This is a genomic window from Arthrobacter sp. PGP41, assembly GCF_002953935.1.
GTDB lineage: Bacteria > Actinomycetota > Actinomycetes > Actinomycetales > Micrococcaceae > Arthrobacter.
Genome location: NZ_CP026514.1, coordinates 1,932,117 through 1,958,447, shown reverse-complemented (window position 1 = coordinate 1,958,447; position 26,331 = coordinate 1,932,117). Strand labels below are relative to the sequence as shown.

18 protein-coding genes are annotated in these 26,331 nt (G+C 62.1%); 3 read left to right on the top strand and 15 right to left on the bottom strand.

The window, feature by feature from the left end; all coding sequences use genetic code 11:
• Positions 1-142 precede the first annotated feature (142 nt).
• The 3 genes from C3B78_RS08840 to C3B78_RS08830 form a co-directional block, all read right to left on the bottom strand.
• Positions 143-1,126, bottom strand: coding sequence for a D-2-hydroxyacid dehydrogenase (locus C3B78_RS08840; RefSeq protein WP_234005558.1), 984 nt, complete (start codon positions 1,124-1,126; stop codon positions 143-145).
• A gap of 63 nt (positions 1,127-1,189) precedes the next feature.
• Positions 1,190-2,950, bottom strand: a complete 1,761-nt coding sequence (locus C3B78_RS08835; RefSeq protein ID WP_104997741.1) for an IlvD/Edd family dehydratase — start codon at positions 2,948-2,950, stop codon at positions 1,190-1,192.
• A 54-nt stretch (positions 2,951-3,004) separates the two neighbouring features.
• Positions 3,005-3,769, bottom strand: a complete 765-nt coding sequence (locus C3B78_RS08830) for an SDR family NAD(P)-dependent oxidoreductase (protein WP_104997740.1) — start codon at positions 3,767-3,769, stop codon at positions 3,005-3,007.
• 184 nt (positions 3,770-3,953) lie between these two features.
• Here C3B78_RS08830 and C3B78_RS08825 point away from each other — a divergent pair, with 184 nt between their 5' ends.
• A complete protein-coding gene (locus C3B78_RS08825) occupies positions 3,954-5,138 on the top strand; it encodes a Gfo/Idh/MocA family protein (protein ID WP_104997739.1) in 1,185 nt (394 codons plus the stop codon).
• Positions 5,139-5,245: 107 nt separating this feature from the next.
• Here C3B78_RS08825 and C3B78_RS08820 read toward each other — a convergent pair whose 3' ends face one another.
• The 4 genes from C3B78_RS08820 to C3B78_RS08805 form a co-directional block, all read right to left on the bottom strand.
• Positions 5,246-6,718, bottom strand: a complete 1,473-nt coding sequence (locus C3B78_RS08820) for an APC family permease (RefSeq protein WP_104997738.1) — start codon at positions 6,716-6,718, stop codon at positions 5,246-5,248.
• A gap of 187 nt (positions 6,719-6,905) precedes the next feature.
• On the bottom strand, positions 6,906-8,738 hold the full coding sequence (locus C3B78_RS08815; protein ID WP_104997737.1) for a sigma-54-dependent Fis family transcriptional regulator: 1,833 nt from the start codon (positions 8,736-8,738) through the stop codon (positions 6,906-6,908).
• Between the two features lie 38 nt (positions 8,739-8,776).
• A complete protein-coding gene (locus C3B78_RS08810; RefSeq protein ID WP_104997736.1) occupies positions 8,777-10,306 on the bottom strand; it encodes an aldehyde dehydrogenase family protein in 1,530 nt (509 codons plus the stop codon).
• A 106-nt stretch (positions 10,307-10,412) separates the two neighbouring features.
• The gene (locus tag C3B78_RS08805) at positions 10,413-11,159 is read right to left on the bottom strand and encodes an SDR family NAD(P)-dependent oxidoreductase (RefSeq protein WP_104997735.1); all 747 of its coding nucleotides are present in this window, start codon (positions 11,157-11,159) and stop codon (positions 10,413-10,415) included.
• Between the two features lie 126 nt (positions 11,160-11,285).
• On the opposite strand from C3B78_RS08805, the gene C3B78_RS08800 reads away from it, so the two are divergent.
• Positions 11,286-12,074 (top strand): SDR family NAD(P)-dependent oxidoreductase, encoded by a 789-nt coding sequence (locus tag C3B78_RS08800; protein ID WP_234005557.1) that lies wholly within the window; start codon positions 11,286-11,288, stop codon positions 12,072-12,074.
• 70 nt (positions 12,075-12,144) lie between these two features.
• Positions 12,145-13,938, top strand: a complete 1,794-nt coding sequence (locus C3B78_RS08795; protein ID WP_158677223.1) for a flavin-containing monooxygenase — start codon at positions 12,145-12,147, stop codon at positions 13,936-13,938.
• A gap of 91 nt (positions 13,939-14,029) precedes the next feature.
• Here C3B78_RS08795 and trpB read toward each other — a convergent pair whose 3' ends face one another.
• The 8 genes from trpB to C3B78_RS08755 all read right to left on the bottom strand — a co-directional run bounded on the left by trpB (position 14,030) and on the right by C3B78_RS08755 (position 26,326).
• Entirely contained in the window at positions 14,030-15,310 is a 1,281-nt protein-coding gene (gene trpB / locus C3B78_RS08790; RefSeq protein WP_104997732.1) for a tryptophan synthase subunit beta, read from the bottom strand.
• Positions 15,311-15,446: 136 nt separating this feature from the next.
• Positions 15,447-16,802 (bottom strand): aldehyde dehydrogenase family protein, encoded by a 1,356-nt coding sequence (locus tag C3B78_RS08785; RefSeq protein WP_104997731.1) that lies wholly within the window; start codon positions 16,800-16,802, stop codon positions 15,447-15,449.
• Positions 16,803-16,896: 94 nt separating this feature from the next.
• A complete protein-coding gene (gene iolD / locus C3B78_RS08780) occupies positions 16,897-18,846 on the bottom strand; it encodes a 3D-(3,5/4)-trihydroxycyclohexane-1,2-dione acylhydrolase (decyclizing) (RefSeq protein ID WP_104997730.1) in 1,950 nt (649 codons plus the stop codon).
• A gap of 185 nt (positions 18,847-19,031) precedes the next feature.
• Positions 19,032-20,165 carry a Gfo/Idh/MocA family protein gene (locus tag C3B78_RS08775; RefSeq protein WP_199775366.1) on the bottom strand — a complete coding sequence of 378 codons (1,134 nt, stop codon included), beginning with the start codon at positions 20,163-20,165 and terminating at the stop codon, positions 19,032-19,034.
• Positions 20,166-20,246: 81 nt separating this feature from the next.
• Positions 20,247-22,007: a hydantoinase B/oxoprolinase family protein gene (locus C3B78_RS08770; protein WP_104997728.1), complete on the bottom strand. Its 1,761-nt coding sequence runs from the start codon at positions 22,005-22,007 to the stop codon at positions 20,247-20,249.
• Positions 22,008-22,009: 2 nt separating this feature from the next.
• The gene (locus tag C3B78_RS08765; protein WP_104997727.1) at positions 22,010-24,100 is read right to left on the bottom strand and encodes a hydantoinase/oxoprolinase family protein; all 2,091 of its coding nucleotides are present in this window, start codon (positions 24,098-24,100) and stop codon (positions 22,010-22,012) included.
• Between the two features lie 31 nt (positions 24,101-24,131).
• The gene (locus C3B78_RS08760; protein ID WP_104997726.1) at positions 24,132-25,031 is read right to left on the bottom strand and encodes a fumarylacetoacetate hydrolase family protein; all 900 of its coding nucleotides are present in this window, start codon (positions 25,029-25,031) and stop codon (positions 24,132-24,134) included.
• Positions 25,032-25,033: 2 nt separating this feature from the next.
• A complete protein-coding gene (locus tag C3B78_RS08755; RefSeq protein WP_199775365.1) occupies positions 25,034-26,326 on the bottom strand; it encodes an aspartate aminotransferase family protein in 1,293 nt (430 codons plus the stop codon).
• Between the last annotated feature and the right edge of the window lie 5 nt (positions 26,327-26,331).

Below are 26,331 nucleotides of genomic sequence, written 5' to 3'. Positions count from 1 at the left end.
ATCCTCGTCACGAAATTTTGAGTGCTGAATCACACTACCGACGCGGATCGTGGGAGCACTGTACCAGCTTGGGACACGCGATCCCATGGGGCATTCCGGTCCTGTTTCCAGAACTTCGGAATACCCCATGGAATGCCTTCATTTAGGGCGCGTCAGACGCCAAAGCAGGAGTAGTCGGACCAAGTTTCTTCAGGTCCACCACGTCCTGCAGGGGCTCATGGGCCTTCCACAGTCTGAGATTACGTGCAAAACAATCCACTACTCTTCCGCGCCAGCCAATCAGGTCGCCGGAGGCATGCGGGGAGACGAGGATGTTCCGACGGCTCCACAGCGGATTCCCCGCATCCAAGGGCTCATGTTCAAACACATCCAGTGCCGCCCCGCCCAGGTGCTTGGCGTCAAGGGCGTCAAGGAGGTCCTGCTCCACCACCACCGCCCCGCGGCCTACGTTGACCAGGCGCGCCCCGGGCCGCATCTTGCGGAACCGCGACGAGTTGAACAGCCCACGGGTTTCTGATGTGAGCGGCAGGGTCAGCACTACATCATCGGCCTGACCAAGAAGCTGGTCAAGCTCATCAAAGCCGGAGATGGACCCCAGCTGCGGATCATTCCTGGCAGACCGTCCCACAACGCTAACGTCCATTCCTGCAGCTCGCAGGAGGAGGACGGTTTCGCGGCCAACCGGTCCCGGCCCCACCACCACGACTTTACGTCCCAGCAGAGGCTCGGTTTCGCGGTGCTGCCAGGTGCGCGCCTGCTGCAGCTCTATGGTGCGGCGCAGGTCTTTGGTGAACATCAGCAGGACGCCCAGGACCCACTCTGCGATGGGCCGCTCGCACACGCCGCGGGAGTTGCTGACAACGATGTTGCTGTTGATGATTTCATCGGTCATGAGGCTGTCAACGCCGATGCTTGACGTGTGGATCCACCGCAGCTCCCCCGGCCCCACCTCACGCAGGAGATTGGTCCTGAAGTCGTTCAGGAACAGGATCTCGGCGCCGGGCTGGGCGGCCCGGAACTCGTCCGCGGTGCGCACCACCACGACGTCTGCCTCGGCTTCCAACCGTTCAACAGGAGGGCGGGGGCGGCCCTCCTGGACAATTACCATCACTTTTGGTCTTGACACACTTTCCCCTTCCCGGGTCCGCGCCTAGGAGCAGCCCCTGCTTGTTCTTGTGTTTGCAGCCGTTTACCAGCCGCCCTGCCAACCGCTCATCAGGCCGTATGGCAAGCGTTGTGGCTCCTCGTCCGGCAGGCCCTTGAGGAAGTCGAAGTCGCAACCTTCGTCGGCCTGGTTCACGTGATCGATGAAGAGCCGTCCGTAGCCGCGCCGGTACTTCGGTTCCGGAAGCTTGAGTTCTGCCAGCCGGCTCTCGATCTCTTCTGCAGGGATGTCCAAGTCCAGCCGCTGGTTCTCAACATCGAGCACGATGGGGTCCCCGTCCCGAACAATCGCCAGCGGTCCCCCTACGGCGGCCTCCGGAGACACGTGCAGCACGGTGGTGCCAAAGGCGGTGCCGCTCATCCGGGCGTCGGATATGCGGACGATGTCGCGGATCCCGCGGCGCAGAAGCCTCTCGGGAATGGGAAGCATGCCCCATTCGGGCATGCCGGGAGCTCCTACAGGCCCGCTGTTGCGCAGGACCAAAACGGATTCTTCGGTAATGTCCAAGTCTGGATCGTCAATCCTGCGTCCCAGGTCGTAAATGTCCTCGAAGACCACGGCTGAGCCCTTGTGCTGCAGCAGATCCTTGGACGCAGCACTCCTTTTGATGACCGCTCCGTTGGGTGCCAGAGAGCCACGGACGACGGCGATGCCTCCGGAGGCATCGAAGGGGGCCTCGAGAGTACTGACCACGACTCCGTCAGGTTCGGGGGCCGAACTGTAGCCTTTCTCAAGGGACTCCCCGGTGACCGTGAGTGCGTCCCTGTTCAGCAGAGGCGCCAGTTCCTTGAGTACGGTGGAGATGCCGCCAACCTGGAACAGTTGCTGCACCAAGTACTCGCCGGACGGACGGACGTTAACAATGCGAGGGGTCCGCTGGGAGATTTCATGGAAGCGGTCCAATGGCAGCTCATAGCCGACGCGCCTTGCGAGTGCCAGAAGGTGCACCACGGCGTTGGTGGAACCACCCACAGCCATCAGGAGGGTGATTGCGTTATCGAAGGCCTCTTTTGTCAATATTTCGGTGGGCTTTGGCCCCTGTGACAGGGCCATTTCCACTGCCCGGCGGCCGGTGGCTTCCGCTGCTTGGGCGCGACGCGCATCTACCGCAGGGATCGACGCAGTGCCCGGCAAACACATGCCGAGCGCTTCGACGAGGGACGTCATGGTGGAGGCTGTGCCCATCTCGCTGCAGTGTCCGGCAGAAGGTTTCGCAGCCGATTCAAGCTCGTCGAAGTCCGCCTCGGTGATCTTCCCCGCGCGGAGCTCATCTGCGTATTTCCAGGTGTCCGTGCCGACGCCAAGTTGCTTCCCCCGGAAGTGTGCGGGCTCTTGGGGCCCGCCGGTCAGCATGATGGTTGGAACATCTGCACTGGCGGCCCCCATGAGCTGAGCCGGGACTGTCTTGTCGCAACCGCCCAGGAGGACGATGGCGTCCAGCGGGTAGGCGCGGATGGACTCTTCAACGTCCATGGCCATGAGGTTTCGGAACTGCATGGCCGACGGCTTCATGAGACTTTCACCCAAGGAAATGGTGGGGAACTCCAGCGGTAGACCACCGGCCATGAGAACGCCGCGCTTGACGGCGTCTGCCAGCAGCTTGAAATGGATGTTGCAGTTGACCAGCTCCGACCAGGAGTTGGCGATGCCGATGACGGGCTTGTCCTTGAGGGCAAAGCGCGAGAAGCCCTCTGCCTGGATCGCTGTTCGGTGAACGAATCCGGTGAGGTCGTGCGGTGCGAACCATCGCGCGCTCCGGAGGTCCTTGTAGTTCGACTCTTCCATGTCTTTTAAAACTCCTTGGGCTTGTTCGCTCTTGACAGGTAAATTGGGGCGTTCCTACGCAGCTGTTGTGCCGCCGTCGAACGCCATGCTGGTTCCGGTAGCAAAAGTTCCTTCCACAGCCAGGAAATAGATAGCCGCTGCCACCTCGTCCGGATCCGCGAGCCGGTTTAGCGGCACCGTGCTTTCTTTCAAGCTCCGGGCTTCCGTTGGGTTCGGCGCCGCTGCCAGGCCCTCACGCACCATGGGTGTATCAATCGGCCCTGGACAAACGGCGTTCACGCGGACAAGGGGTGCGAGTTCCAGCGCCAGGGCGCGAGTCAGTCCCACAACACCAGCTTTGGCCGCGCAGTAATGAACAAGCCCCGGCATGCCCATGGCAGCGAGGTCGGATGCCACGTTGACGATCGAGCCTCCTCCTGACCGCCGCATGTGGAGCGCGGCTTCCCGCGCAACGAAGAAAGTGCCGGACAAGTTTGTCTCCAGCACTTCGTGCCAGCGCTCGTCGTTGAGGTCTTCCAGAGCAACGTGCCCGGCCACACCCGCAGCATTGATCACGACGTCCAAGCCGCCCAACGCGTAGATCGCACCCCGGACGGCGTTCTTGACTGCGGCGGCATCGGAGACATCGGCAACGACGGTGTGTGCACCGAAGTCGATCTCCTCAGCCACGCGCTGCAGTTCCGTAGAACGCCGGCCCAGCAGCGCCACCCGGGCTCCCCGTTTCGCGAAAAGCTTTGCGGTCGCTTCCCCAACACCCGACGTGGCACCGGTGATGAGGACCCGAAGGGATTCCGTTCGAAGTTGTTGATCTCGGTCCATCGGCGACGGCTCCTCTTGCTTGGCAGTAGCGGACTAGTACGTTCCACTAAAACAGCGCTCCCCTGCCTCCGGGTGTCTCAGATTGAGACACAGCACACACCGCCAACGTTCCTAGGCTGATCATCAGATGCCGCCGTCAATCTGCGGCACAGCACCGCCGAGAGCGACAAACTAAGGAGTCCTTTTGGAACAGCAGAACCGCATTGGGGTTGGCCTGATTTCGGTCGGATGGATGGGTAGGTTGCATTCGCGCGCGTACCTGGCCACCAAACAGTTCTTTCCGGAACTGCCCCGGCATCCCGAGTTGGTGATCGCAGCGGACCCCGATGATGCGGGCCGCCATCATGCCGAGGACGCGCTTGGTTACAGGGAAACGGCCACGGATTACCGCAAGGTACTCGAGAACCCGGACGTGGACGTTGTGTCCATTTGCTCCCCGAACTTTCTCCACCATGAAATCGCACTGGCCACCATCGAGGCCGGCAAGCACTTCTGGATCGAGAAGCCCATGGGGCGCAGCGCGCAGGAATCCCGCGAGATAGCCCAGGGAGCTGAGGCGGCCGGCCTCATCACGTCCGTAGGCTTCAACTATCGGCATGCACCCGCCGTGGCGGAAGCCAGGCGCCTCATCCGGTCCGGCGCGCTGGGCCGCATCACCAACGTGCAGATCCGCCTCCTCACCGGCTACGCCTCGGATCCCACCCAGGTGTTCACCTGGCGGTACGAGCAGGCTCGTGCGGGATCCGGTGTGCTGGGCGATGTCCTCAGCCACGGATTCGACCTCGCCCAGTTCCTGGTGGGCCGCATAACGTCGCTGAATGCCGTCACCGAGACGTTCATCAAGGACCGGCCGCTGCCTGCCGGCAACTCCTCCAATTCCTTCGACATGGGCCAGGCCTCGGACGTCACCCGCGAGGTTGAGAACGAGGACTACACCGCCATGCTTGCCCGCTTCGATGGCGGCGCGATCGGCATGTTCGAATCCACCCGCGTCGCGATCGGTCCGCACGCCGAATACACCATCGAGGTGTACGGCACGGAAGGATCCCTGCGCTGGAATTTCGAACGGATGAACCAGTTGGAGCTGGCGACTGACCGCAGCGGCTACCGCACGATCATGACCCCGCCTTCCTTTGGAGAGTTTGGTCGCTTCCAGCCCGGCCCGGGCCCGGGAATCGGATTCAACGACCTGAAGACAATCGAGGCTGCACTGTTCCTGCGGTCGGTGGCCGAAGGCAAGCAACTCGGCCCCTCGCTAGCTGACGGCTGGTCAGCTTCCGAACTGGTGGATGCTTCCTTGCGCAGCGCCAGTTCCGGAAACTGGGTGGAAATTCCCGAAGTTTCAGGGCACACGACGTACGGGGCCTGAGTTTCCGGGCTCCTGATGGCTTCGGACGATGAAAGGAGGCCGGATCACCACGATCCGGCCTCCTTTTGTCGTGCTTGCACACTATGGGTGCTGCTCCGCATCCTGTCCTAGTCCAGGGCGCGTCCGATCCGAATGTAGGTGTCCGGCTTCCGGCTTCGGAGGGCCAGCGCCACGAAGACGCCGACCGCGATCGACACGTATGGAATTAGAAGCGAGACTGTCAGCAGGAGTGGATCTCCTGCCACCAGCAGCTCCATGTTGAAGGACGCTGTCAACAAAGCGAACCCAATCCCTACTAGGGCGACGATCGGAGCGATCAGCGTCCGCCAGAACGACATCGACGACCTGTTCCTGCGGAAATAAACAATGACGGCAACGGCAGTCAGGCAGAGCAGGAGCAGCATTCCATAAAAAGCAACGCCTGCGGCCGCCGCGTACAGGGAGTTCTCATCGCCGCCCGACAGTACCAGGACAAGCAGGACAAGCAGGAGAACGGCACCAACTGACACTGCGGCGCGGTGGGGAGAGCCATGTTTGGGGTGGACCGCCGCGATCGACTGCGGAAAAATGCCATCAACGGCGAGGGAATGAGTGTAGCGGGACAGGATGTTCTGCAGGGACAGACCTGAGGCAAAAAAGCTTGTGACCAGCAGGATGCCGATGACCTGGTTCGCGAAGGCTCCAAAGTAGCGCAGCAGCGCGTCAGGCATCATCGCCGTAGGGTCCGTCTGGGCTGCGGCCACTGCCTGTGATGTTCCCGTTGACAGGATCAGGGCAAACGCCGAGATGGCGTAGAAAATGCCCAGGAACGCAACCGCCAGGAAGGTGGCCCGGGGAATAGTGATGGCCGGTTCCTTGACCTCGTCCCTGTAGATGGCCGTCGCTTCAAATCCGTTGAACACTCCGATGCTGAACAACAGGAGGACACCGATGGTCGGGGTGAACAGGTTGGTCGGATCCCAAGGCTCGAAGGACGGACCCTCCGGGCCTCCGTTGGCGATGATGACCGCGTCAAAAATCGCTACCGAAAGGACCTCGACTGCCAGGATGACGGAGAGGACCTTGGCGGAGAGCTCCACGTTGAAGTAGCTCAGCACCCACGCAATGCCGAACATCACCATGCTCCATAACCACCAGGGTGTGGTCACAACATCCATGAAAGCGCCGAGCAGGTTGTTCACTGCGATGCCTGAAACGACAATGCAGGAGGTCACATTGAATCCGTAAGTAGCCAACGCAAGGAAGGATCCGCCCAGGCCGAGGGGACGGCCCAAACCCTCACGGATGTAGGTGTAGAACGCACCTGGCCGCGGTATGGCCTTGGTCATTCCCGTGAACCCCATGGCAAAGAGTGCCATCAGGACAGCAACCGCGACGAAAGCGACCGGCACCCCTATCCCGAAGGAGATATTAACTGAGACAAAGCCGAAGACGACGCCCAAGGGAGCCGTGAAGGCCAGCACCGTGAAGAGCAGCCCGGTGGTTCCCATCCGGCCCCTCAGTTGGTACATGGACGATCGGGTTTCATGGTCTTCTGAATTGTCCGCTGCTGCGCGTTGGACGGGGAGTTCTTGTTTCACGTGTGTTCTCCTCGGAGGAGTGGAGTCGTCGTTGACTCGCACTGTGTCGGGTGAAAGGCCAGCCGGCTGGTCCTGCTGTTGTGAACTGGCGGGTGGCGTCAAGCGGGTTCCCCGTCAGTTTCTAGATTCTGATCGACGAACTCCACCTGAACTGTGTCAGGATGATGCATCCTGGGCAGACAAAACCTCAGCCGAGCGCCAGATCGAACCCTTTGGCTTCGTATGCTTCGATCTTGCGGTAAAGCGTGGATCTGCCGATCCCCAGCAGCACAGCGGCCCGCACCCGGTTACCGGAAGCCTCAGCGAGTGCGGCCCTGATCTGCTGGAGTTCCGCCTCTTCCAAGCGGGTGAGCGGCACGGTGCCCAGTCCGCGCAGCTGAACCGCGTTGAGATCCGACAGGTGCAGTTCGCCGCGCAGGGAACGCGTGGCAGCAGATTCAACCAGGTCGCGGAGCTGCCGCACGTTGCCCGGCCAGTCCGCGGCTACCAGCGCATCCCGCAGCTTCGGTGACATCCGGACTTCCCTTCCCAGTGCCTTCCTGAGCAAGTGCGACGCCAGACCTACGACGTCCTCGCGCCTGTCACGAAGAGGTGGCATACCTACCTCAATGCCCCTAAGCGCAGAAAGTAACGGCAAGAGATCATCGCTGACGGCGCCGGCGGTCAAGATAAGTTGAGGTTGCTCCAGGACCTTGAGCAAGGCGGCCACGTCCTCCAGAACATGCAAGGGACACTTGTCCACGCGGTGGAGGATGACCGCCGCCCCCTGTTCCAAGGCCGAATCGACGTCGTCAATGGTGACCGCCCCGCGCTGCCGCTGAGCGAAGTCGAATAGGCGGGTCTCCCGTGACAGGCGCTTGGCCATGGCTTCCGCCAACGTGCGCTTGCCGCTGCCTTGCTCGCCGATTATGTAGGCAGGCATCCGCCGGCTCACGGCTGCGGCCGCGGCGCCAAGGGACCTCTTGAATGCACGGCTGGTTCCAATCATCCCGTCAAACTGTGCTTGGGGTTCACGTACAGCTGACGCCGCCCGCGTACTCGGGTTGGCGGAGGGCAGCTGGACACGCACTACGGACGCTCCGCCGGAACCTGGCTCGCGGAATTCCATGGGACGGATGTGAAGCTGCACCTCGCTGCCAGTGCTGACATTCAAGCGATGCTGTGATAGGCCGTTCCGCTGCTCTGCTTCCCGTGCCAGGGACGCGAGTACAGCGAAATCGCTTGGGTCCAGCATGCTTAGGGCACTCCTACTGGCGATCGTGGTGCGCTCGTCCATGGCTACCACCGCATCGGCCCCTCGCTTCCGGATCTCCTTGAGGTATTCGGACATCAGCGCCTGCTCCCGTGCCGCCAGCCTTTCTGCCAACCTCCTGGTGATGTCTGCGGCCGCTCCGTGGACGGTCAACAGAACGGAACCGGGATCCGTGCTGCGGGCCAGATTCTCGGGCAACATCAGGCCCAGGACACCCCGAACGGATCGACGTATCGGGTCACGGATTGGAGCGGACGTGCAGTAACTGTTCTGGAGCGCCTCATGGAAGTGTTCGGCGCCCCAGACCTGTACTGCTTCGCCCTCCTCAAGAGCAGTTCCGTCGGAGTTGGTTCCAACCAGGTCCTCCGCCATCCGCGCTCCCAGGCTCGGGAACAACCGCTCCGCTTTCCGACGTTCGGTGGCATCGCCGCGGAAGACAGCCAATGTGCCTTCGGCGTCAGTGAGCACTACCAGTCCCCCGGAGTCGCTGCACAGACGTTCGAGTTCGGTCAAGACGGGTTCCGCGGCAGCGAGCAGCTGCTCGTCAGCCTGGTGGGTCGCCGTCTGCAGAAAGGGTGAGGCGGCGGTCACATTGCAGGCCAGGCTCCGCTGCCATGATCGGGCAATAACGGGTCGCAGACTGCTCAGGTCCGTAGCCTCGGGCGCGGCCAGGAAGCGATCCCTGAGCGACTGGATCTCCGCATTGGAGCTCCAGCCCACGCGCAATGAAGAAGTCGCATGGAGCCATGAAACGTCTTTAGAAGCCATGCCAGTGCCTGCTTTCTCAATGGTGTACTGGACTGATGTCAGTGCCGCAGTAGGTGCTCCAGGTGCGCCGGAAGTTTCCGCGCTTGCTGGCGTCCGAACAGCTGGAAGTACCACTTCCCGAGGGTTTGTTTACCGGTCGTACCGCTCGCCTTCCATCCGCCAAAGGTCTGTGGTCCCGGCCACCACCCGGTGGTGGCGTGGCCAGGGACGTTCACGTCCACGCAGCCAGCCTCGATACGGTCAAGAAACTCCCTTGCTTCGCTCTCGTCCCCGGTATAGAGCCCGGCGGTCAGACCCATCTCTGTGTCATTAGCGGCAGTCAGGGCCGCTTCGAAAGTTGGCAGCTTGCTGATGGTCAGGAAGGGCAGAAAATGCTCCACAGTGGCTAACCGGTGTGTGGCCGGCACTCCGGAGACCACGGTGGCCGGAACAAAGTAGCCACCGTCGTGGGCCTTGCCGGTTTCTATATGGAACTCCTCTCTGCGGGCGGATGTCAGCAGTTCGTCATACCGTTCCACTGCTTCGGCAGAAACAACGGGACCCGCGAATACATCTGCGTCAATGGGGTCCCCGGCCTTCAGGTCCCTGACCCTCTCCGCGACGAGTTTCGCCAGCCTGTCGTGGGCGGCGGGCGTAACCAACACCCGGGACAATGCGCTGCACTTTTGTCCACTGAGGTCAAAGGCCGAGAAGACAATGCCGTCGGCTGCCTGTTCGAGATCAGCCGTATCAGTGACGATCACCGGATTCTTGCCGCCCATTTCAGCGATTACCGGGCGGGGATACGGCCCGGAAGCGAAATCGCCCAGGATGGACCTGCCCACAGCGACGGAACCAGTGAAGCAGATGCCATCGATGTCCGAGGCGACCAAAACCCGGCCTGGACCGTCGCCTCCGTGGACCACGTTCACCAGTCCCTCCGGAAGCCCCATTGCCTCGCAGAGTTCATAAACGGCATGCCCGGACCATGGACCATCATGCGATGTCTTGACGACCACTCCGTTGCCCGCGATGAGTGCGGCGATGGCAGGACCTGCGGCCTGGACAATCGGGTAGTTGAACGGTGTGATCACGCCGAAAACACCGTAGGGCCGAAGCACGGAATCATTCGATAGACCCGTCGGGTCGTCCGTTCGTTGATCCTCAAAAGCTCCTGGAGCCGACGCGTATTCGGTGTACTGGCGGACAATTTCAAGAACTTCCGCCCCTTCAGCCCGGGCACCGGCATAGGGTTTGCCTATCTCGAGGGCCACACGGACCGCCCACTCCTCGAGACGCTCCTCAATGAAGGGAATTGCCCGGCGCACCCGTTCAATGCGCTCCGAAGGTGGAAACCGGGACCAGTCACGCTGGGCCGCACGGCTCGCCTGGACGGCCCGCTCCACGAGTTCAGCGGGCGCGTCGTGACAGGCACTGACCACCGCACTGGGATTGCTGGGGTCTTCCCGTTGCAGGAGCGCGCCTTCGAAATATTCCTGGCCCGCGATGACGTGGGGAACAGTTGTATGGCGGGTGCGCCGTTGTTCCGCCACCCGGGCTGCGAAGGCCTGCTGTTCGTCAATGGTCATCGCCAAGTAACTCCTCTGTGAATTGTTTGCGCCGGAGGTGGCGCGATGGTTCTGTCGAGATTACGCAGCAGGGAAGGGGACTACTGTCCCAAGGTGGGACATCTGTTCAAACCGCCGTGTATCCCGCATCGACCATTACGGCGGAACCGGTCACCTTTCGTGATTCGTCCGAAACCAGGAACACCGCAACGTCAGCTACTTCCTCCGGGCTGATCAGGCCGAGCGGCTGGTATGCCCGCTGGGCTTGTTCATCCGTGAGAAACCCCTCATCGAAAAAGCCGGCCACCATCGGCGTAAGGACACCGCCTGGGCACAGGCAGTTGGCCCTGTTATTGTCCTTGGCATATTCGACGGCCACGGATTTGGTGAGCATCAGGACCGCTCCTTTTGAGGCGGAATAAGCCGCGATATCCGGTTCAGCCACCAACGAGTTGACCGAGCCCCAATTGACGATTGATCCGCCGCCGGCCCGCTGCAGGGCGGGGATGGCATATTTGCAGCCGTAAAACACGCCCTTCAGGTTGATATCGATGATCCGGTCGAGCACATCGTCATCGGTCTCAAGCACGGATGCCGCTCGCAAATATCCGGCGCAGTTCAGCAGGGCATGGAGGGCCCCGTAGGTCTGTTCGGCCGTGGCAACCAGCCGTTCCACCTCTGCTGCCTTGCTCACGTCACAGCGTCGTATCGTAATCTGCCCGCTCTCGGTTGAGAGCCGCTCCAGCGCGGCTTCATCAATGTCCGCCGCGATGACACTGGCCCCTTCCCCTACCAGCGCCCGTACGGTCGCTAAACCCTGCCCAGAAGCTGCACCGGTCACAACTGCCGTCTTGCCTTCGAGTCGCACACCCACTGTTGACCCCTAATCCGGCGTGGCAGGTGCCGCGCTCCTGACTAATGTTTGCCCCGACCATGAGTCGAAAAATGTCTCTTTCTGACACAAATCCCGTCAAGAGGCGGCAGTAGCGTCTTCCACAGCGTGAAGCACTTCACCCCATCCATCACGAAGGAGACACTCATGGGCCGTGTTCAAGGCAAAGTAACCATCATCACCGGCGGCGCTAGAGGGCAGGGCGAATCCCACGCGCGCCTTTTCGCGCAAGAGGGTGCATCGGTGCTTGTCACCGACATGTTGGATGAAACCGGCGAGGCAGTTGCCAGCGAACTCAGGGATTCCGGGCACGATGTGCACTACATGCATCTGAACGTTGCCTCCGAAGACGAATGGAAAACCGTCATCGCAGCGGCAGAAGAACGCTGGGGGCGCATCGACATCCTAGTCAACAACGCGGGAATCGTCGGCACAATGAAGCCCGTTGAAGAAGAGGGCCTTGAGGGTTGGTCCCTCACCACCGCCATCAACCAGCAAGGCGTCTTTCTTGGCCTCAAGCATGGTGCACCCGCGATCGAGCGAAGCGGCGGCGGCGCAATCGTCAACACGTGCTCCATCAACGGCACCGTCGGCAACCCCGGCGGCTTCTCCTACCAGGCTTCGAAAGGGGCCGTAAAGATGATGACGCGCGCCGCGGCGATGGAATATGCAGACCGTAGCGTGAGGGTCAACTCCGTTTCCCCGGGATTGGTCATGACTCCGATGGCAGTGGAAGAGGGCGAAAAGTCCAACCGCGAGTTCAGCAATGCAACGCCCATGAAACGCGCGGCCCAGCCCATCGAAGTGAGCTACGGCGTCCTGTACCTGGCCAGTGACGAAGCTAGCTACGTCACCGGCGCGGACCTCCTGATCGACGGCGGATACACCGCGCAATAAGGGTGGACAGCCAGCCGACTCAAGAACGAAGGAAACCACACACATGACACACACAAAGGAACCGGTGCACATGACTGATGTAGCCGTACCCCCGGCAGTGAAGCCGGATTCGATCGACACGTACGGATTGGTCGTGCATGAGTGGGCACGACGGTTGGCCAGGGCCCTGGCCTCCACGGACGCGGTCGCCGCTGCTGGCCTTTTCCGACCGGATGGCGTTGTCCGCGACCTTCTGGCGCTGTCTTGGGATTTCCGCAACGCGATCGGATACGAGGAGATCTTCGAGCTGTTCGCGATTCCGCCGGCGCACCGGCTCATGTCGATCGATGTAAAGCCCGGCAGTCAGTCCATCATCGTCGAAGACGGAACTCCCGGTACCGTCTCCGCTTTCCTTCAGTTCAGGAACAGCACGGGAAGGGGTCTTGGCCACGTCCGCTTAGTGCAGGAAGGCGACGGAACCTGGCTGGCAGAGAGCCTGGTCCTGGCCCTCGACGCCGTGGACAGCCACCCAGAGCGCCATCTCGACGGCCGCCCGAGTGGAAAGACCCACGGCCCGGTGCGGAACCGTCTTGGTTGGCAAGAGGGACTCGATCCCGAGTTCACGCAGCAGGAGCCGGACGTTGTCATCCTCGGTGCCGGACACAACGGACTCATGCTCGCTGCCCGCCTTCGTGCCCTGGGCATTCCTGCCCTTGTCCTAGAACGCAACGAGCGCGTTGGCGATAACTGGCGCAAGCGGTACAGTTCGCTGGCACTCCACACCCCACTTGCGTCCGATCACTTGCCTTATCTTCCGTTCCCATCAACGTGGCCTCGTTTCACTCCCAAGGACAAGTTGGGCGATTTCCTCGAGAGCTACGCGACACTCCTGGATCTGGCCGTATGGACCGGAACGACAGTAATTGCCGCGGACTTCGACCAACCGTCCCGACGGTGGACCGTCGATGTCAGCCGGCAGGGACAACATCGCAGGATCAACCCGAAACATCTGATCTTTGCCACCGGAATGAACGCTGCACCGAACATCCCGGATGTACCCGGACGGTCGGTCTTCCCAGGAACCGTCATGCATGCCGTGGATTACAAGGGCCACGCAGAATGGCGTGGTAAGCGTGCGGTGGTTGTGGGCTCCGGCGTCAGTGGGCACGACATTGCGCAGGACCTGGCCGAGCATGGCGTCGACGTCACGATGATCCAGCGGTCCGGAACGTTTGTCATGAACACCTCCACCTTCCATAAAGTGATGCACGCCAACCACGTCAGCGGGAGATACAGCATCGAGGAAGCCGACCTGGTCAACGCTTCAACTCCCTTTGGTGCACTTCCTGCCCACGGCCCGAAACATGTGGAGTTGGTCAAGGCGATGGACCGGGAACTGTTGGAAGGTTTGGTCGAGGCAGGTTTCGAGCTGAGCGACGGCCCGGATGGCCAAGGCGTTCTCGGGCTGATTTTTGGCCTCAACGGGACCGGCTATTACTACAATGCTGGTGCTTCCGAACTAATTATCGATGGAACCATCAAGCTGCTCCATGGCAGTGTGGAGGGCCTCAGCCCCAGCGGAGTCATGCTGGATGGGGCCCGCTCCCTGAATGCTGACCTCGTTGTATTCGCCACTGGCTACCAGGGTGCGCCGTCGGTGGTCCGTGAGGTCCTCGGTGATGACATCGCAGATCGAGTGGGTGAATTCGCCATGGTGGGGCCAGACCGTGAATACGGCCGCCTGTGGCGACGCACCGGAGTGGACCAGCTGTGGTTCATGGTTTCACTCGGCATCGGTGATGGCAGGTTTTACTCAAAACTGCTCGCGCTGCAGCTGGCCGCCATGGAGGCCGGCATAATGCCGGTCGCCGAGCCGAATGGCTGAGCCTGTCTCGTAGAAAACATAGGCAAAGGTAGGCCGGATCGCCCGGACCGGCCTACCTTCACAGCCATCGGCCTTCCATGGCAGGGCCGCCTCAGCGAGGCCCCTGTTGCAGGAGGTCGAACCACTCGGCGGCAGTTCCCACATCCTTGTCGCCCCTGCCGGACAGGTTTACTATCACCACTTTGTCGGCGGCATCACTCGTGGCGCCGGTTCCGGCGGACAGCCGATGGCCCACTTTTATGGCACCGGCAAGTGCATGTGCCGACTCGATAGCAGGAATAATGCCCTCAGTGCGGCATAGCAGCCGAAAGGCTTCCATGGCCTCGGTGTCGGTGATCGCTTCGTAGCTGACCCGCCCGATGTCAGCGAGGTGCGAGTGCTCCGGCCCGACACTGGGGTAATCCAGCCCTGCGGAAATTGAATGCGATTCGATGGTCTGTCCGTCGTCGTCCTGCATCAGGTAGGACCGGGCACCGTGCAGTACGCCCGGCAGGCCGAGCGTGATCGGCGCCGCGTGGCGCCCGCTCTCTATGCCGGCTCCGCCGGCCTCAAATCCGTAAATCTTCACGGAAGGGTCGTCCAGGAAGGCATGGAAGAGGCCGATGGCGTTTGACCCGCCGCCAATGCAGGCGCAAACCGCGTCGGGCAGGCGGCCGGTCCGCTCCAATATCTGTCTGCGGGCTTCGTCACCGATAACCTCGTGAAAATACCGGACCATAGCCGGAAACGGGTGGGCACCCGCTGCCGTGCCCAACACGTAATGAGTGTTATCTGTGTTGGCCACCCAATCCCGGAGGGCTTCGTTGATGGCGTCTTTAAGCGTCTGGGAACCCGTTGCGACCGGGACGACAGTCGCTCCCAGGAGTTCCATCCTGGCCACATTCAACGCCTGACGGCGGCAGTCCTCGGCACCCATATAGACGACGCATTCGAGGCCTAGCAGGGCCGCCGCCGTTGCACTCGCCACACCGTGTTGCCCTGCGCCAGTCTCAGCGATAACACGTGTCTTGCCCATGCGTTTGGCAAGAAGCGCCTGGCCCAGCACGTTATTGATCTTATGCGAGCCGGTGTGGTTGAGGTCCTCGCGTTTGAGGAACACCCGCACGCCCCCGGCGTGTACAGAAAACCGCTTGGCTTCGGTCAGCAGCGAGGGCCGGCCTGAATAGTTCTTGTTCAGGTTATCTATCTGGGCGCGGAACTCAGGATCGGCCTTGGCCTTTTCGAAGGTCGCCTCCAGCTCGTCAAGGGCGGGGATCAGCGCCTCAGGCATCCAGCGGCCACCGTAGGTGCCGAAGTAGGGTCCCGGGGCGTAGCGGAGCGAGCCTCCTTCATCCACCGAACCCTCGCCGGAGCCGGCTGCTGGTTCAGTCATAAGTCCTACCATCCTGATCCTTCCAGTTGATATCTGGCACGATCTGTCCGTGCGGCATCCGGCCATTCTGTGCCTAGCAAAAGGTCAAGGGGAGGTCCGTCCGACGGGACCTCCCCTTGCATAATGCGCGGGTGCGCTACTTTGCGAAGCGGAATAGCTTCTTGTTCGCGAACTCCAGCATTCCAACTTTGCCAAGTTCGCGTCCGTAGCCTGATTTCTTGACGCCGCCGAAGGGAACATCGGCACCGCTGAGGTCATAGGCGCCTATGAAGACCATGCCGACGTCGAGCTGGTTGCCGATGCGCTCAGCCCGCTCAAGGTCGTCGCAAATTACCACGGAACCAAGGCCGTAAGGCGAGGAGTTCGCAAGCTTGATTGCTTCTTCGTCGCTGCTGACCTTGTAAAGCTGCGCCACGGGGCCGAAGAGTTCCTCCCTGTAGACGTCCATGGAGGGAGAGATGTTTGTAATTACCGTTGGTGTGAACACGTTGCCCTGAGGCTGGTTGTTGCCCACCAGGATTTCGGCGCCCTGATCGAGGGCGCCCTGCACCTGCTCCTTCAGGAACTTGGTTGCGGAGGCTGAGGAGAGTGGACCGAAATCGCCCCTCTCGTAAGACTGCCCGGCAATGGCAGCTTTGAACTTCTTCGAAAACTCGTCGAAGTACTTGTCCAGCACGACGATCCTCTTGGAGCCGTTGCAGGACTGGCCGGTGTTGCCCATACGGCCCATCACAGCCTTCTTCACTGCGAGGTCAACGTCGTCGGTGTCGAGCACAATGAAGACATCGGCGCCGCCGAGTTCCAGCACACACTTCTTCAGGGCACGCCCGGCCTGTTCTGCCACAATCGCACCTACCTGCTCCGAACCTGTGAGTGATACTCCCTGAAGGCGGTCGTCGGCGATGATGTCCGAGATCTGCTGGTGCGTGGCAAAGAGGTTGACGTAGGCACCCTCGGGGAAACCGGCGTCGCGGAAGAGTTCCTCAAGGGCCAGGGCCGACTCAGGGCACTGGCTCGCATGGCGGACAATCACGGTGTTGCCCAGGATGATGTTGGGAATCGCGAAGCGTGCCACCTGGTAGTAGGGGTAGTTCCACGGCATGATGCCGAGGACCACGCCCAGGCCTTGGTAGCGGAAGAAGGTCCGCAAGCCGTCGGCAACGTCAAGTTCTTCATCTGCGAGCCACTCTTCCGCGTGTTCGGCAAATGCTGCGGCGATGGCGCCGGAGAACTCTGCTTCCCCCACCGCCTGCGGAAGGGGCTTGCCCATCTCCCGGTTGATGATGGCCGCGAGCTTGTCCTTGCGTTCTACGAACAGGTCGGCCAGCCGCTTTGCCAACGCTGCCCGCTCAGCCACGGTAGTGGTGCGTGACCAGTCCTGGTAGGTGCTCTGCGCTGCGCTGAGGCCTGCCTCGACCTCTGCGTCGGTAGCCGCAGGGTATTGCGCGTGGGTGGTTCCTGTGGCCGGATCTACAACAGCGAATGCACTCATGGTGGATGCTCCTTTGTCAGAAAATTGAAAGAACGGGGTTGCCCCGTAAAACGCCGGGCGGGACCGCGCTGCAGCGCGGTCCCGCCCGGCGCGTTTAACGGGCGTCAGGTGCGGTGGTGGCTGCGTAGAAGCGCTGGCGGGCACGGCCCTCCAAGTGCTTCGCAGTCCCTTCCTGGCTGCCCGGGCGCTCCGACGTCATGGGAACTCCGACATCCCAGAAAGCACCGTTGCCGGACAGGTAGCGCGCGCGCTCCACACGGGCCACAATCACTGCGGGGCCGTTCACTTCCCTGGCCTCGGTGAGCGCCGCCTCGAATTCCTCGATGGTGGTCGTGGACCAGGCTGCACAGCCCATGCTGGCAGCGTTGGCCGCAATGTCGAAGTCCAGGATTGCTCCGTCGAGGCGACCGGACTCATTGCTGCGTTCCCGGTACTGGGTACCAAACTCGCGGCCAGGGCCGCCCTTCGACACCTGAAGCGGCCAGATGCACTGGTGCCCGCGGTTGTCGATCACGATGGTGATGATCTTCTTGTGTTCCTGCACCGCAGTGACCAGCTCGGTGGGCTGCATGAAGTAGGTGCCGTCACCGATCAGCACGTACACCTCGCCGGGGGCGTCCCCGCGGGCGATCCGATAGCCCAGGCCTGCCGGGATTTCATGGCCCATGCAGGAGTTGGCGTACTCGAAGTGGATCTCGGTGCCGTTGGACGGATCCCAGGCCTTGTGGATGCCTTCAACCACCCCGCCGGATCCCAGGATCAGGGCGTCCTGGCTGGTGGCCGTGCGATTCAGCACGTCAATTACCTGGGCCTGGCTCATGTTCTCACCGGGGAATGCCTGGAGGTCGTGCTTGCGTACCTCGAAGGTGGCCTTCCGGGCGTCCGCGATGTCGCTGCGGAAGTCCTCGGATGTGCCGTACTGACGGGCTCCGAGGCGTTCACGCAGCGCGGCAAGGGACAGTTTGGCATCGCCAATGACGGGGAATGAGCCCATCTTGTGGGCGTCGAATGAGCCAACGTTGAGGTTCACGAACTTCACGTTGGGGTTCTGGAACAGTGAGTGTGATGCAGTGATGAAGTCCTGGAGGCGTGAGCCTACAGTAATGACAACATCCGCGGCGTCGGCGATTTCGTTTGCCCCCACAGTGCCGGTCACGCCGAGGGCGCCCAGATTAAGTTCACTGATGGGGCCGCTTCCCTTGCCGGCATACGTCTCGGCCACCGGAATGCCGAACTCGGCGCTGAAGCGTGCCAGTTCCTCCTGTGCCTTCGAGTAACGGACGCCACCACCTGCAATCAGCAGGGGGCGTTCGGCGTTCGCAATGATTGCAGCAGCATCGCGATACTCGTCCTCCACAGCAGGACGACGACGGATGTGCCACACACGCGGTGTGAAGAAGGATTCCGGGAAGTCGAATTCCGCGCCCTGAATGTCCTGGGGAAGGCAAACTACTACGGCGCCGGTTTCGACGGGATCGGTGAGGACCCGCATCGCTTCAGGGAGTGTGGACAGCAGCTGGGCCGGGTGGGTGATCCGGTCGAAGTAGCGGCTGACAGGGCGGAAGCAGTCGTTGGCGGATACATCCCGTTCTACCGGGTGCTCGATCTGCTGCAGCACGGGGTCACCAAAACGGTTATTGATGATGTCCGCGGGAAACAGAAGCACCGGAAGGCGGTTGGTAGTTGCCGTGGCGGCACCTGAGACCATGTTCGTCGATCCCGGGCCGGCGGAGGCGGTACAGGCGAGGGTCGCGGCGCGGTTTGAGGCTTTCGCGAAGCCAATGGCGGCGTGGACCATCGATTGCTCGTTCTTGCCCTGGTAGTGCGGGAAGTCCACGCCATACTCGTCGATTCCCTGCGCCAGTCCAACGGAGTTGCCGTGTCCGAAGATGCCGTACATTCCGGCAACCAAGCGCCTCCGTTCACCGTCTAATTCGCTGTACTGGACCTGAAGGTATTCAACGATTGCTTGTGCGACAGTGCGGCGACGGACGGCCTTGACGTCGACCTCTGTGCCGATGTCAGCAGCGGCTGTGCTAGTCATGCGATCTCCTAAATTCGTAGGTGCGTCGGCATTTGCAACCGATTCGCCCGAACTTCAGGTTTTCACTGTGGGGAAGCAATGTTGTGTCCCAGTTTGATACGCACGCTTGCTATGGGGTACGAAAAACAGCAGCCGACGGCGGCACGCAAGTACCGCCGTCGGCTGCTGTTGTTGCCTACGTTCCCCTAGTCGAAACGGTAGGGCTCCTGCGGTCCCACCGAAGGCAGCGGTCGAGGCCGCTCGCAGGTGCTTTCAATCTCGATGTGACGGCCCTGCTCCGAGGATGCTTCAAAGGCGAGGAGGACCTCCAACACGTGGTAGGCAAAGTCGCCGCCGGTGCGGGGCTCCAGGCCCTTGCGGATGGCGAAGCCGAACTCGGCCAGGCCGATGCCCCGGTAGGCATCGTCGCGGTGTGTGATTGGAGTTTCCCGCCAGTCACCACCGCCTGGAGGGGTCATATCCAGCGCCAGGTCACCGGGCTCGCCTCGGCGCAGCACAGGTGCCCCGGAGAAGTGGTCAGGGTTTGGCGCCGCCAGCGAGCCACCTGTTCCGTAGATCTCCAAATGCGGCAGGTTGTGGTTCCAAATGTCCCAGCTGACGATCACCGTTGCTGACGCACCCGACTCGAAATCAATGGTGCCCGTGACGTGCGTCGGGGTCTTGATCTGAATGACTCCGCCCTCCTTGCCGGGACGGGGCCGGGTCTCCGATGAGCGTGGTGTTGTTGCAGAGACCCGCTTGACCGGGCCGAAGAAGTTCACAAGGTTGGTGATCAGGTACGGCCCGATGTCCAGCATGGGACCGGCTCCCGGACTGTAGAAGGGGTCGACGTTCGGGTGCCAGTGCTCATAGCCGCGGCAAGCGAAGGACGCGAAGGCGGCCACGGGTTCCCCGATCCAACCGTCATCGATGAGCTTTCGGCTGGTTTGCATGCCGGAGCCGAGGAAGGTGGTGGGTGCTGAGCCCACTTTCACCCCAGCCTCGCGGGCGGCGTCCAGGATCTGGCGTGCTTCATCCAGGGAAGTGGCAAACGGCTTTTCCGAAAGGACGTGCTTACCTGCGGCGATGGCTTGGAGGGTCACCGGCGCATGGAGCTTTGGCGGGGTGAGGTTGAGAACCAGCTCTACCTCGTTATCGGCCAGCAGCTCGTCCGGTGTGAGTGCTTTAGGGACCGAGTACTCCGCGGCCCGCGCTTTCACCGCTTCAGGGTTAACGTCGGCGAGCGCCACGATCTCTACATCCGGGTGGACGCCGATCTTGTCCAGGTATTGGTTGAGAACGTTTCCGACGCCGATGATGCCGACTCGAATGGGTTCCATGTGAATCTCCGTCATTAGTTGGTGAAACCTTCCGGGGCGAGGAAATATACCCCGCCCCGGAAGCAGTTGCGATAGCTGGCGCTAAATGGCCAGGCGGTCGTGGCGAGCCTTGGCCGTAGCCTGCTCGTCTACGGTGCCGTCGGCGATGATCACGCCATAGTGGGCAGCCGCCGCTTCCAGCGTGACCCGGGACTCGCGGTAGTCGTCGAGCACGGCAAGCACGTCGCGTTCCAGTGGATCGCCGTATCCGCCTCCTCCCGGGGTGATGGACACGACTTTCTCGCCCGCCTGCAGGTCGTATCGGCCCACCACGGGGATTTCGCGGCGTTCACCGGTGGTGAGGTCTTCTACCCAGGTGGAAGGCTCGGCGCCATCGTGACCGCCCCGGACACCCTTCGGCGGGTTGATCTTGCCCTCGATACCGTAGGTGAGGGTGACGCTCTCTGCCCGGGGTTCCATGGTGACGCGTGTGGCGAGTCCGCCGCGTTGGCGGCCTGCTCCGCCGGAGTCGGCGACCAGGGTACGTTCGTGGACCAGGATGGGATAGCGCTGCTCGTCCACTTCCACGCTGTCGTGGTAGAGGAGGGCGCCGCACACCGGACGCTGATAGGTGGGCCACCCATCAACATACGGGGTGGCAGGACCGCCGACGCCGCCCACCAGGATTTGGTTCACGTAGGCGTTGCCGTTGCGTTCGTCGATGCCGGAGATAACCGACTTGGCGGGCGCCTGCCCGGCTGCACCCTCAGCGGTTCCGTATCCGTCATCGATCTGCGAGAAAGCCGCCTGGACGATGTTCACCACGCGGTCGGCAAGGTTGGTGGTTCCCGACGAGCAGGAGTAAGGATGCTTCGGGACGCCAACAGCACAGCCGTCACGCAGCAGCACCTCCACCCTGCGGAAGGTTCCGGCGTTACTTGGCAGGTTCTCAGGGATACCGGAGAGGATGCCTGCCAGCGCGGCACCGGTGGCCGTGGCCTTCGTTAGGTTCAGGCCGTTGGGAAGGTTGTCCGGGTTGTCGCGCAGATCGATGACGATCTTGCCCTGCTTGGGCCTTACCTCGAGGGTTGCCTGCAGGTGCACTCCGTCCGGGCCCGTGCCGGGAAAAGGATCGTGGGTCGATGTGCCGAGGAGGACGTACTCCGGCAGCGTTTCAATGGCGCTGGCGGTAAGGCGCTCCGAGTAGTCGAACCAGGCGTCCACGAAGTCCACCAAGTCATCGACGCCGAATTTTTCAGCGAGTTCGTGGATGCGGCGTTCGGCGATGCGTGATGCACCGACGGATGCCAGGTAATCGCCGTACCACTGGTCAGGAACGCGGATGCGTGACCGGCACATGCGGATGATGTCGTCGATGTCCTTGTGGTCGCGCTGGACGCGGACACAAGGGAAGATCAGGGCGCCTTCCTCGTAAACGTCCCGCGCGGTAGCGAAGAATGTGGTCGGGAGCGAGTTGCCGCAGTCGGCCTGATGGGCCTTGGTGACCGCTGTGAAGAGGTGGCGGCCCTGGATGAAGATTGGCACCAGGATGACGTGGTCGGCTGCGTGGGAGTTACCCATGTAGGGGTCATTATGCAGGAACGCGTCGCCTTCACGGATGTCGTCGTGCAACTCCACCATGTCCTCGCCGAGCGGTCCTGCACCGAAGACGTGCACCGGGACACCTTCGGCTGCGGCGAGCAGTTGGTTGTCTGCCGTCAGTACCGCGCAGGAGAAGTCGCGGGCCGTATTGATGACGGATGAGCGTGCCGAGCGGAGCAGGCCGCTGGTCATTTCACGGACGATGCCGTCGAATGCATTGGCAAGCACCGAGAGCTTTACAGGATCGAATTCGCGCGTCACGGTCAGGCCTCCTTACGGGTGAGGTAGATGTTGAATCGTTCGTCGAGCGTGGCGTTCCATTCCGGCGGTACGACGATGGTGGTTGTGGGCTGGTCGATGACCGCGGGTCCCAGGATCTTGTCCCGGGGTGCAAGGGTGACACCGCGGTACCGTTGGGTGCTGAACCTTTCACCGCCGAAGATGATGTCATCGGTGCGGTGGACTTCGCTGATGCGGGTGACGTCAGACTCGTCCTTCGCATGCTCGGGCCGCGGGATTTCCACGCGGACACCCCAGGTGATGATCTCCACCCGGCTGTCCGGATCGTGTGTGCCGTTGCGGCGGTCGTGCTCTTCGTGAAAGGCCCGCTCAATGACTCCTGCGGCATCGCCGGCCGTGTCCGGCGCAGCTTCCAAATAAACACGCAGGTCCCACGCCTGGCCCGGGTAGCGGGCATCGACGAAGTAGGTGACGTTGGGCGAATCACCTACACCGTGGAAGCGCTCGGCGAAGGCGTTGGCCTTGGCCTTAAGGTCTTCCACCGCGCGGGTGGCGGACACAGAATTGAAGCTGCGGGTGTCGTTGTGCAGCGGAGAGAGGAATTCGGTGGCGATCGGAGCGCGATGTGCTCCGTAGGCGGCAAGGACGCCGGCGGTAGCGGGAATCAGGACGGTATCAGTCTCAAGGAGGACACCGATCGCGGCGGCCACCATGGCACCGGCTCCACCGCCGGCAACAATCAGTGCACCTCGGGGATCCACGCCCTGTTCCAGCGAAGCCTGGCGGATGGCCGTGGCCATGTGGTTGGCGGAGACGTCGAGGATGGCCTGTGCAGCCTGCCGGGTGTCCATGTTCAGTGGTCCAGCGATTCGGGTATCGATGGCCCGCACCGCGGCCTCGCGGTCCAGGGTGAATCCACCTTCGAAGCCATCAGCGTCAAGGTAGCCGAGCGCTACACAGGCGTCCGTAACAGTAGGTTCTTCGCCGCCGCGTCCGTAGGCAGCGGGGCCGGGTGTGCTGCGGGCACTTTGCGGACCAACGCGGAGCAAACCGCCGCCGTCGATCCAGGCGATGCTGCCGCCGCCAGCGCCAATGCTGGAGACTGCCACGGAGGACAGACCGGTAAGGTGCCCCACGAAGGGCTCACCCAGCCAGGCCTCCCTGGTGTGGCGGACGACGCCCTCTTCAACGAGGGACACGTCGAAAGTGGTGCCACCCATGTCGCAGACCACCACTGTGTCCCGCTCCGGCGCGGCCGCCGCGCCGACCAGCGGCGCCATGGACGGGCCCGAGTTGAGCAGCAGAACCGGGCGGTCCAGGACATCCACGACGTCGAGGACTGCACCTTCGGAGGTGACGACCAGCAAGTCACCGGCGAAGCCGTACTCCTGGAGGTCAGTGCGCAGCTTGCCCAGGTGATCAGCCATCAACGGCTTCAGGGATGCATCGATCGAGGCCGCGGAGGACCGGCGATATTCGCGGATGGTTGGATTGGCCTCGTTGGAGAGCGTGTAGGGAGTACCCGGCAGGATTTCCTGGATAAGTTCCGCGACGCGCTTCTCGTGAATGTCGTTGATAATCGACCAGAGGAAGGAGACAGCTACCGCTTCAATTCCCTGTTCCTTGAAAGAACGCAGGACTTTACGCACTTGCTCTTCGTCGAGCGGTACAAGGATGTCGCCTTCAGCGGAAATGCGTTCATTGATCTCGTAGGTCAGGTGGCGGGGGATGTAGGGCGGCGGGTACGCGGCTTTAGAGTCGAACGCGTCGCGGCGGCCTCCTTCCCGGAGCAGCAGGGTGTCGGCGAAGCCGTCAGTGGTCAGCAAGGCGGTCTTGGCCACCTTGCCCGTCAGTACCGCGTTGGTGGCGTGAGTGGTGCCGTAGACAATGACGTCCGCGTTGCGCAGGACGTCGTCGCCGCTCCACCCCACTGACTCGGCGGCACGGCGTACAGAGGCTTCGAAGCCTGTGAAGACGCGGTCATAGGTGGTCAGGGCTTTGCCCACTGCCATGTCACCGTTGCTGGAATCGACGACGACATCGGTGAACGTGCCGCCAGTGTCGACGGCGATGCGGAACCTAGCCTCACTTGATGGTGCTACTTTTTCACTCATAGTCTTCTTACTTTCGTAGAGCTTGCAGGGGTTAAAGCTGAGGCTTGCCAACGCGGTTGCGGAGCAGCCCTACTTTGTCGATTTCGATTTCCACCGTGTCGCCCGGCTCGAGCCAGACGGGGGGATTCCGCTTGGCACCGATGCCGTGCGGGGTACCCGTGGCTATGAGGTCCCCGGGTTCGAGCGTCAGGAAGCTCGACAGGTAGGAGACGATGCGGGCGATGGAGAAGATCTGATGCCGCGTGTTGGAACGCTGCACTTCGATGCCATTCACCCGGGTTACCAGGTCAAGCGTCTGCGGGTCTCCCACCTCATCGAGGGTGACCAGTGCCGGGCCCCACGGGGTTGAACCGTCAACGGCTTTACCGGCCAGCCACTGGGTACCGCGGTACTGGAGATCGCGTGCTGTGACATCGTTCAGTGCGGCAAGAGCCGCGACGTAGTTCAGCGCGTCCTCCTCGGAGACCTCGCTCGCCCGGCGGCCAATGACCACGGCAACTTCCCCCTCGAAATCGAGGTTATCGCTGACCCGGGCACCGCCGATTTCGTCCTCCGGGCCAACCATGGTGGACGCGAATTTTGCGAACACGTCCGGATATTCGGGAAAGGCCCGGCCGGTTTCCGCCACGTGGTCCTTGTAATTGAGACCGATGCAGAGCACCTTGGCCGGATCCGTGACCGGTGTGGTCAACCGAACCTCAGTCAATGCCCCGACCCGGGCCACCGGGTCCTGGGCGGCAAGGCTGGTCACCCCGGCCGAGATTGCAGGGATCCGGTCGCCGTAGAGCTTCAGGAACTCACGGACAGAGGTGGTTGCGCCATGAACGGCATCTGTGGAGCCTTGGAGGAGCAGTTCGAGATCATAGACCGCATCGTCAATCAGCACCCCGCCTCGGACGCCGGATTCGTGGTGGTAGGAAACAATCTTCATGGCTACTTTCCGTCTTCCGTTTTCGGGGTCCGGCCTGCAATTGCGAGCACGGCATCAGCCAGTCGTTCGGCGATGTCCCCCGCGACCTTCTCATCCATTGGGGTGGACAGGGACAGCAGGTTGGCGGGCGAACCGAGCAATCCCCGCTCGTAGGAGGCCCACCAGAGCCGGTGCTGGGTCTGTTCGTCGACCTTCTCTGCGCCGACAGGAACCGCGCGGAGCAGAGAACCCCGGCCGCGCACCTCCCATCCGGCGTCGGCGATCCTTAGGTTCACTGCGTCACGCGTGGTGTCACCGAGGTGGTTCAGTCTCTTTACTTCCTCTTCGGTGAAGAGGCGCAAGGCGACTGCTCCGGCAGCCATGCTGACCGGATTCCCGGAGAAGGTGCCGCCGTGTGGCAGGCTGCCCGGATGGGTCGGATCCACTTCTGCCATCAGTTCAGCCCGGCCGGCCACGGCGCCGACGGGGAAGCCGCCGCCGATCAATTTTCCAGTGGTGAGCAAGTCAGGGGAGACGCCGTACTCGCCACTGAAGCCATTGAATCCGAGGCGCAGACTGATGACCTCGTCAATGATCAGGACAATCCCGTACCGCGTTGCGAGCTCACGGGCAGCGTGTACGAAATCCTCGGAAATACGGAGAAGACCGGCCCTGTTGGGCAGCAGGTCCAAGATGATTGCGGCGTATGAGTCCGGTGCGGCTTCAACTTCCTGACGCAGGACGTCGACGTCATTGAGCGGCACCGCGGTGACGTCGTTGATTACCCCACGGGTCACTCCGCGCTGGTATGCCGGTCCGCCAGGAACCAGAGCCACATCGGACGTTCCGTGGTAACCGCCCTTTGTCACGATGACGCGTTCGCGCCCAGTGCTTGCGCGGGCGATGCGGATTGCGGACATCACTGCTTCGGTGCCCGAGTTAGCAAATCGTACTTGGTCAAGATCAGGCAGGCGGGACAGCAGGAGGTCTGCCAGTTCCCACTCATAGAGGTTCGGGATTCCCCAGCTGGCGCCGGCACTGAGTGCCTTCGTAGCGGCCTCGGTGATCTCGGGGTGTGCGTTGCCATGGATCAGCGAGGTGAAGTTGTTGTTTGCATCGATCAGTTCATGGCCACGGTCATCCCAGACGCGGTAGCCCTCGCCTCGGATGGCATACGGGCTTGGGGCTCCGGTGTAATACGTTGATCGGCCGTAGCCGCCCGGCAGCAAGGGGAAGCCGCGGGGGCCCCTGCGCAGGTGTGGATCTTCCGCGGGGTGACCCTCCGCGACCTTTTCCAGGTGGTTTTTGGTTCCCAATTGGT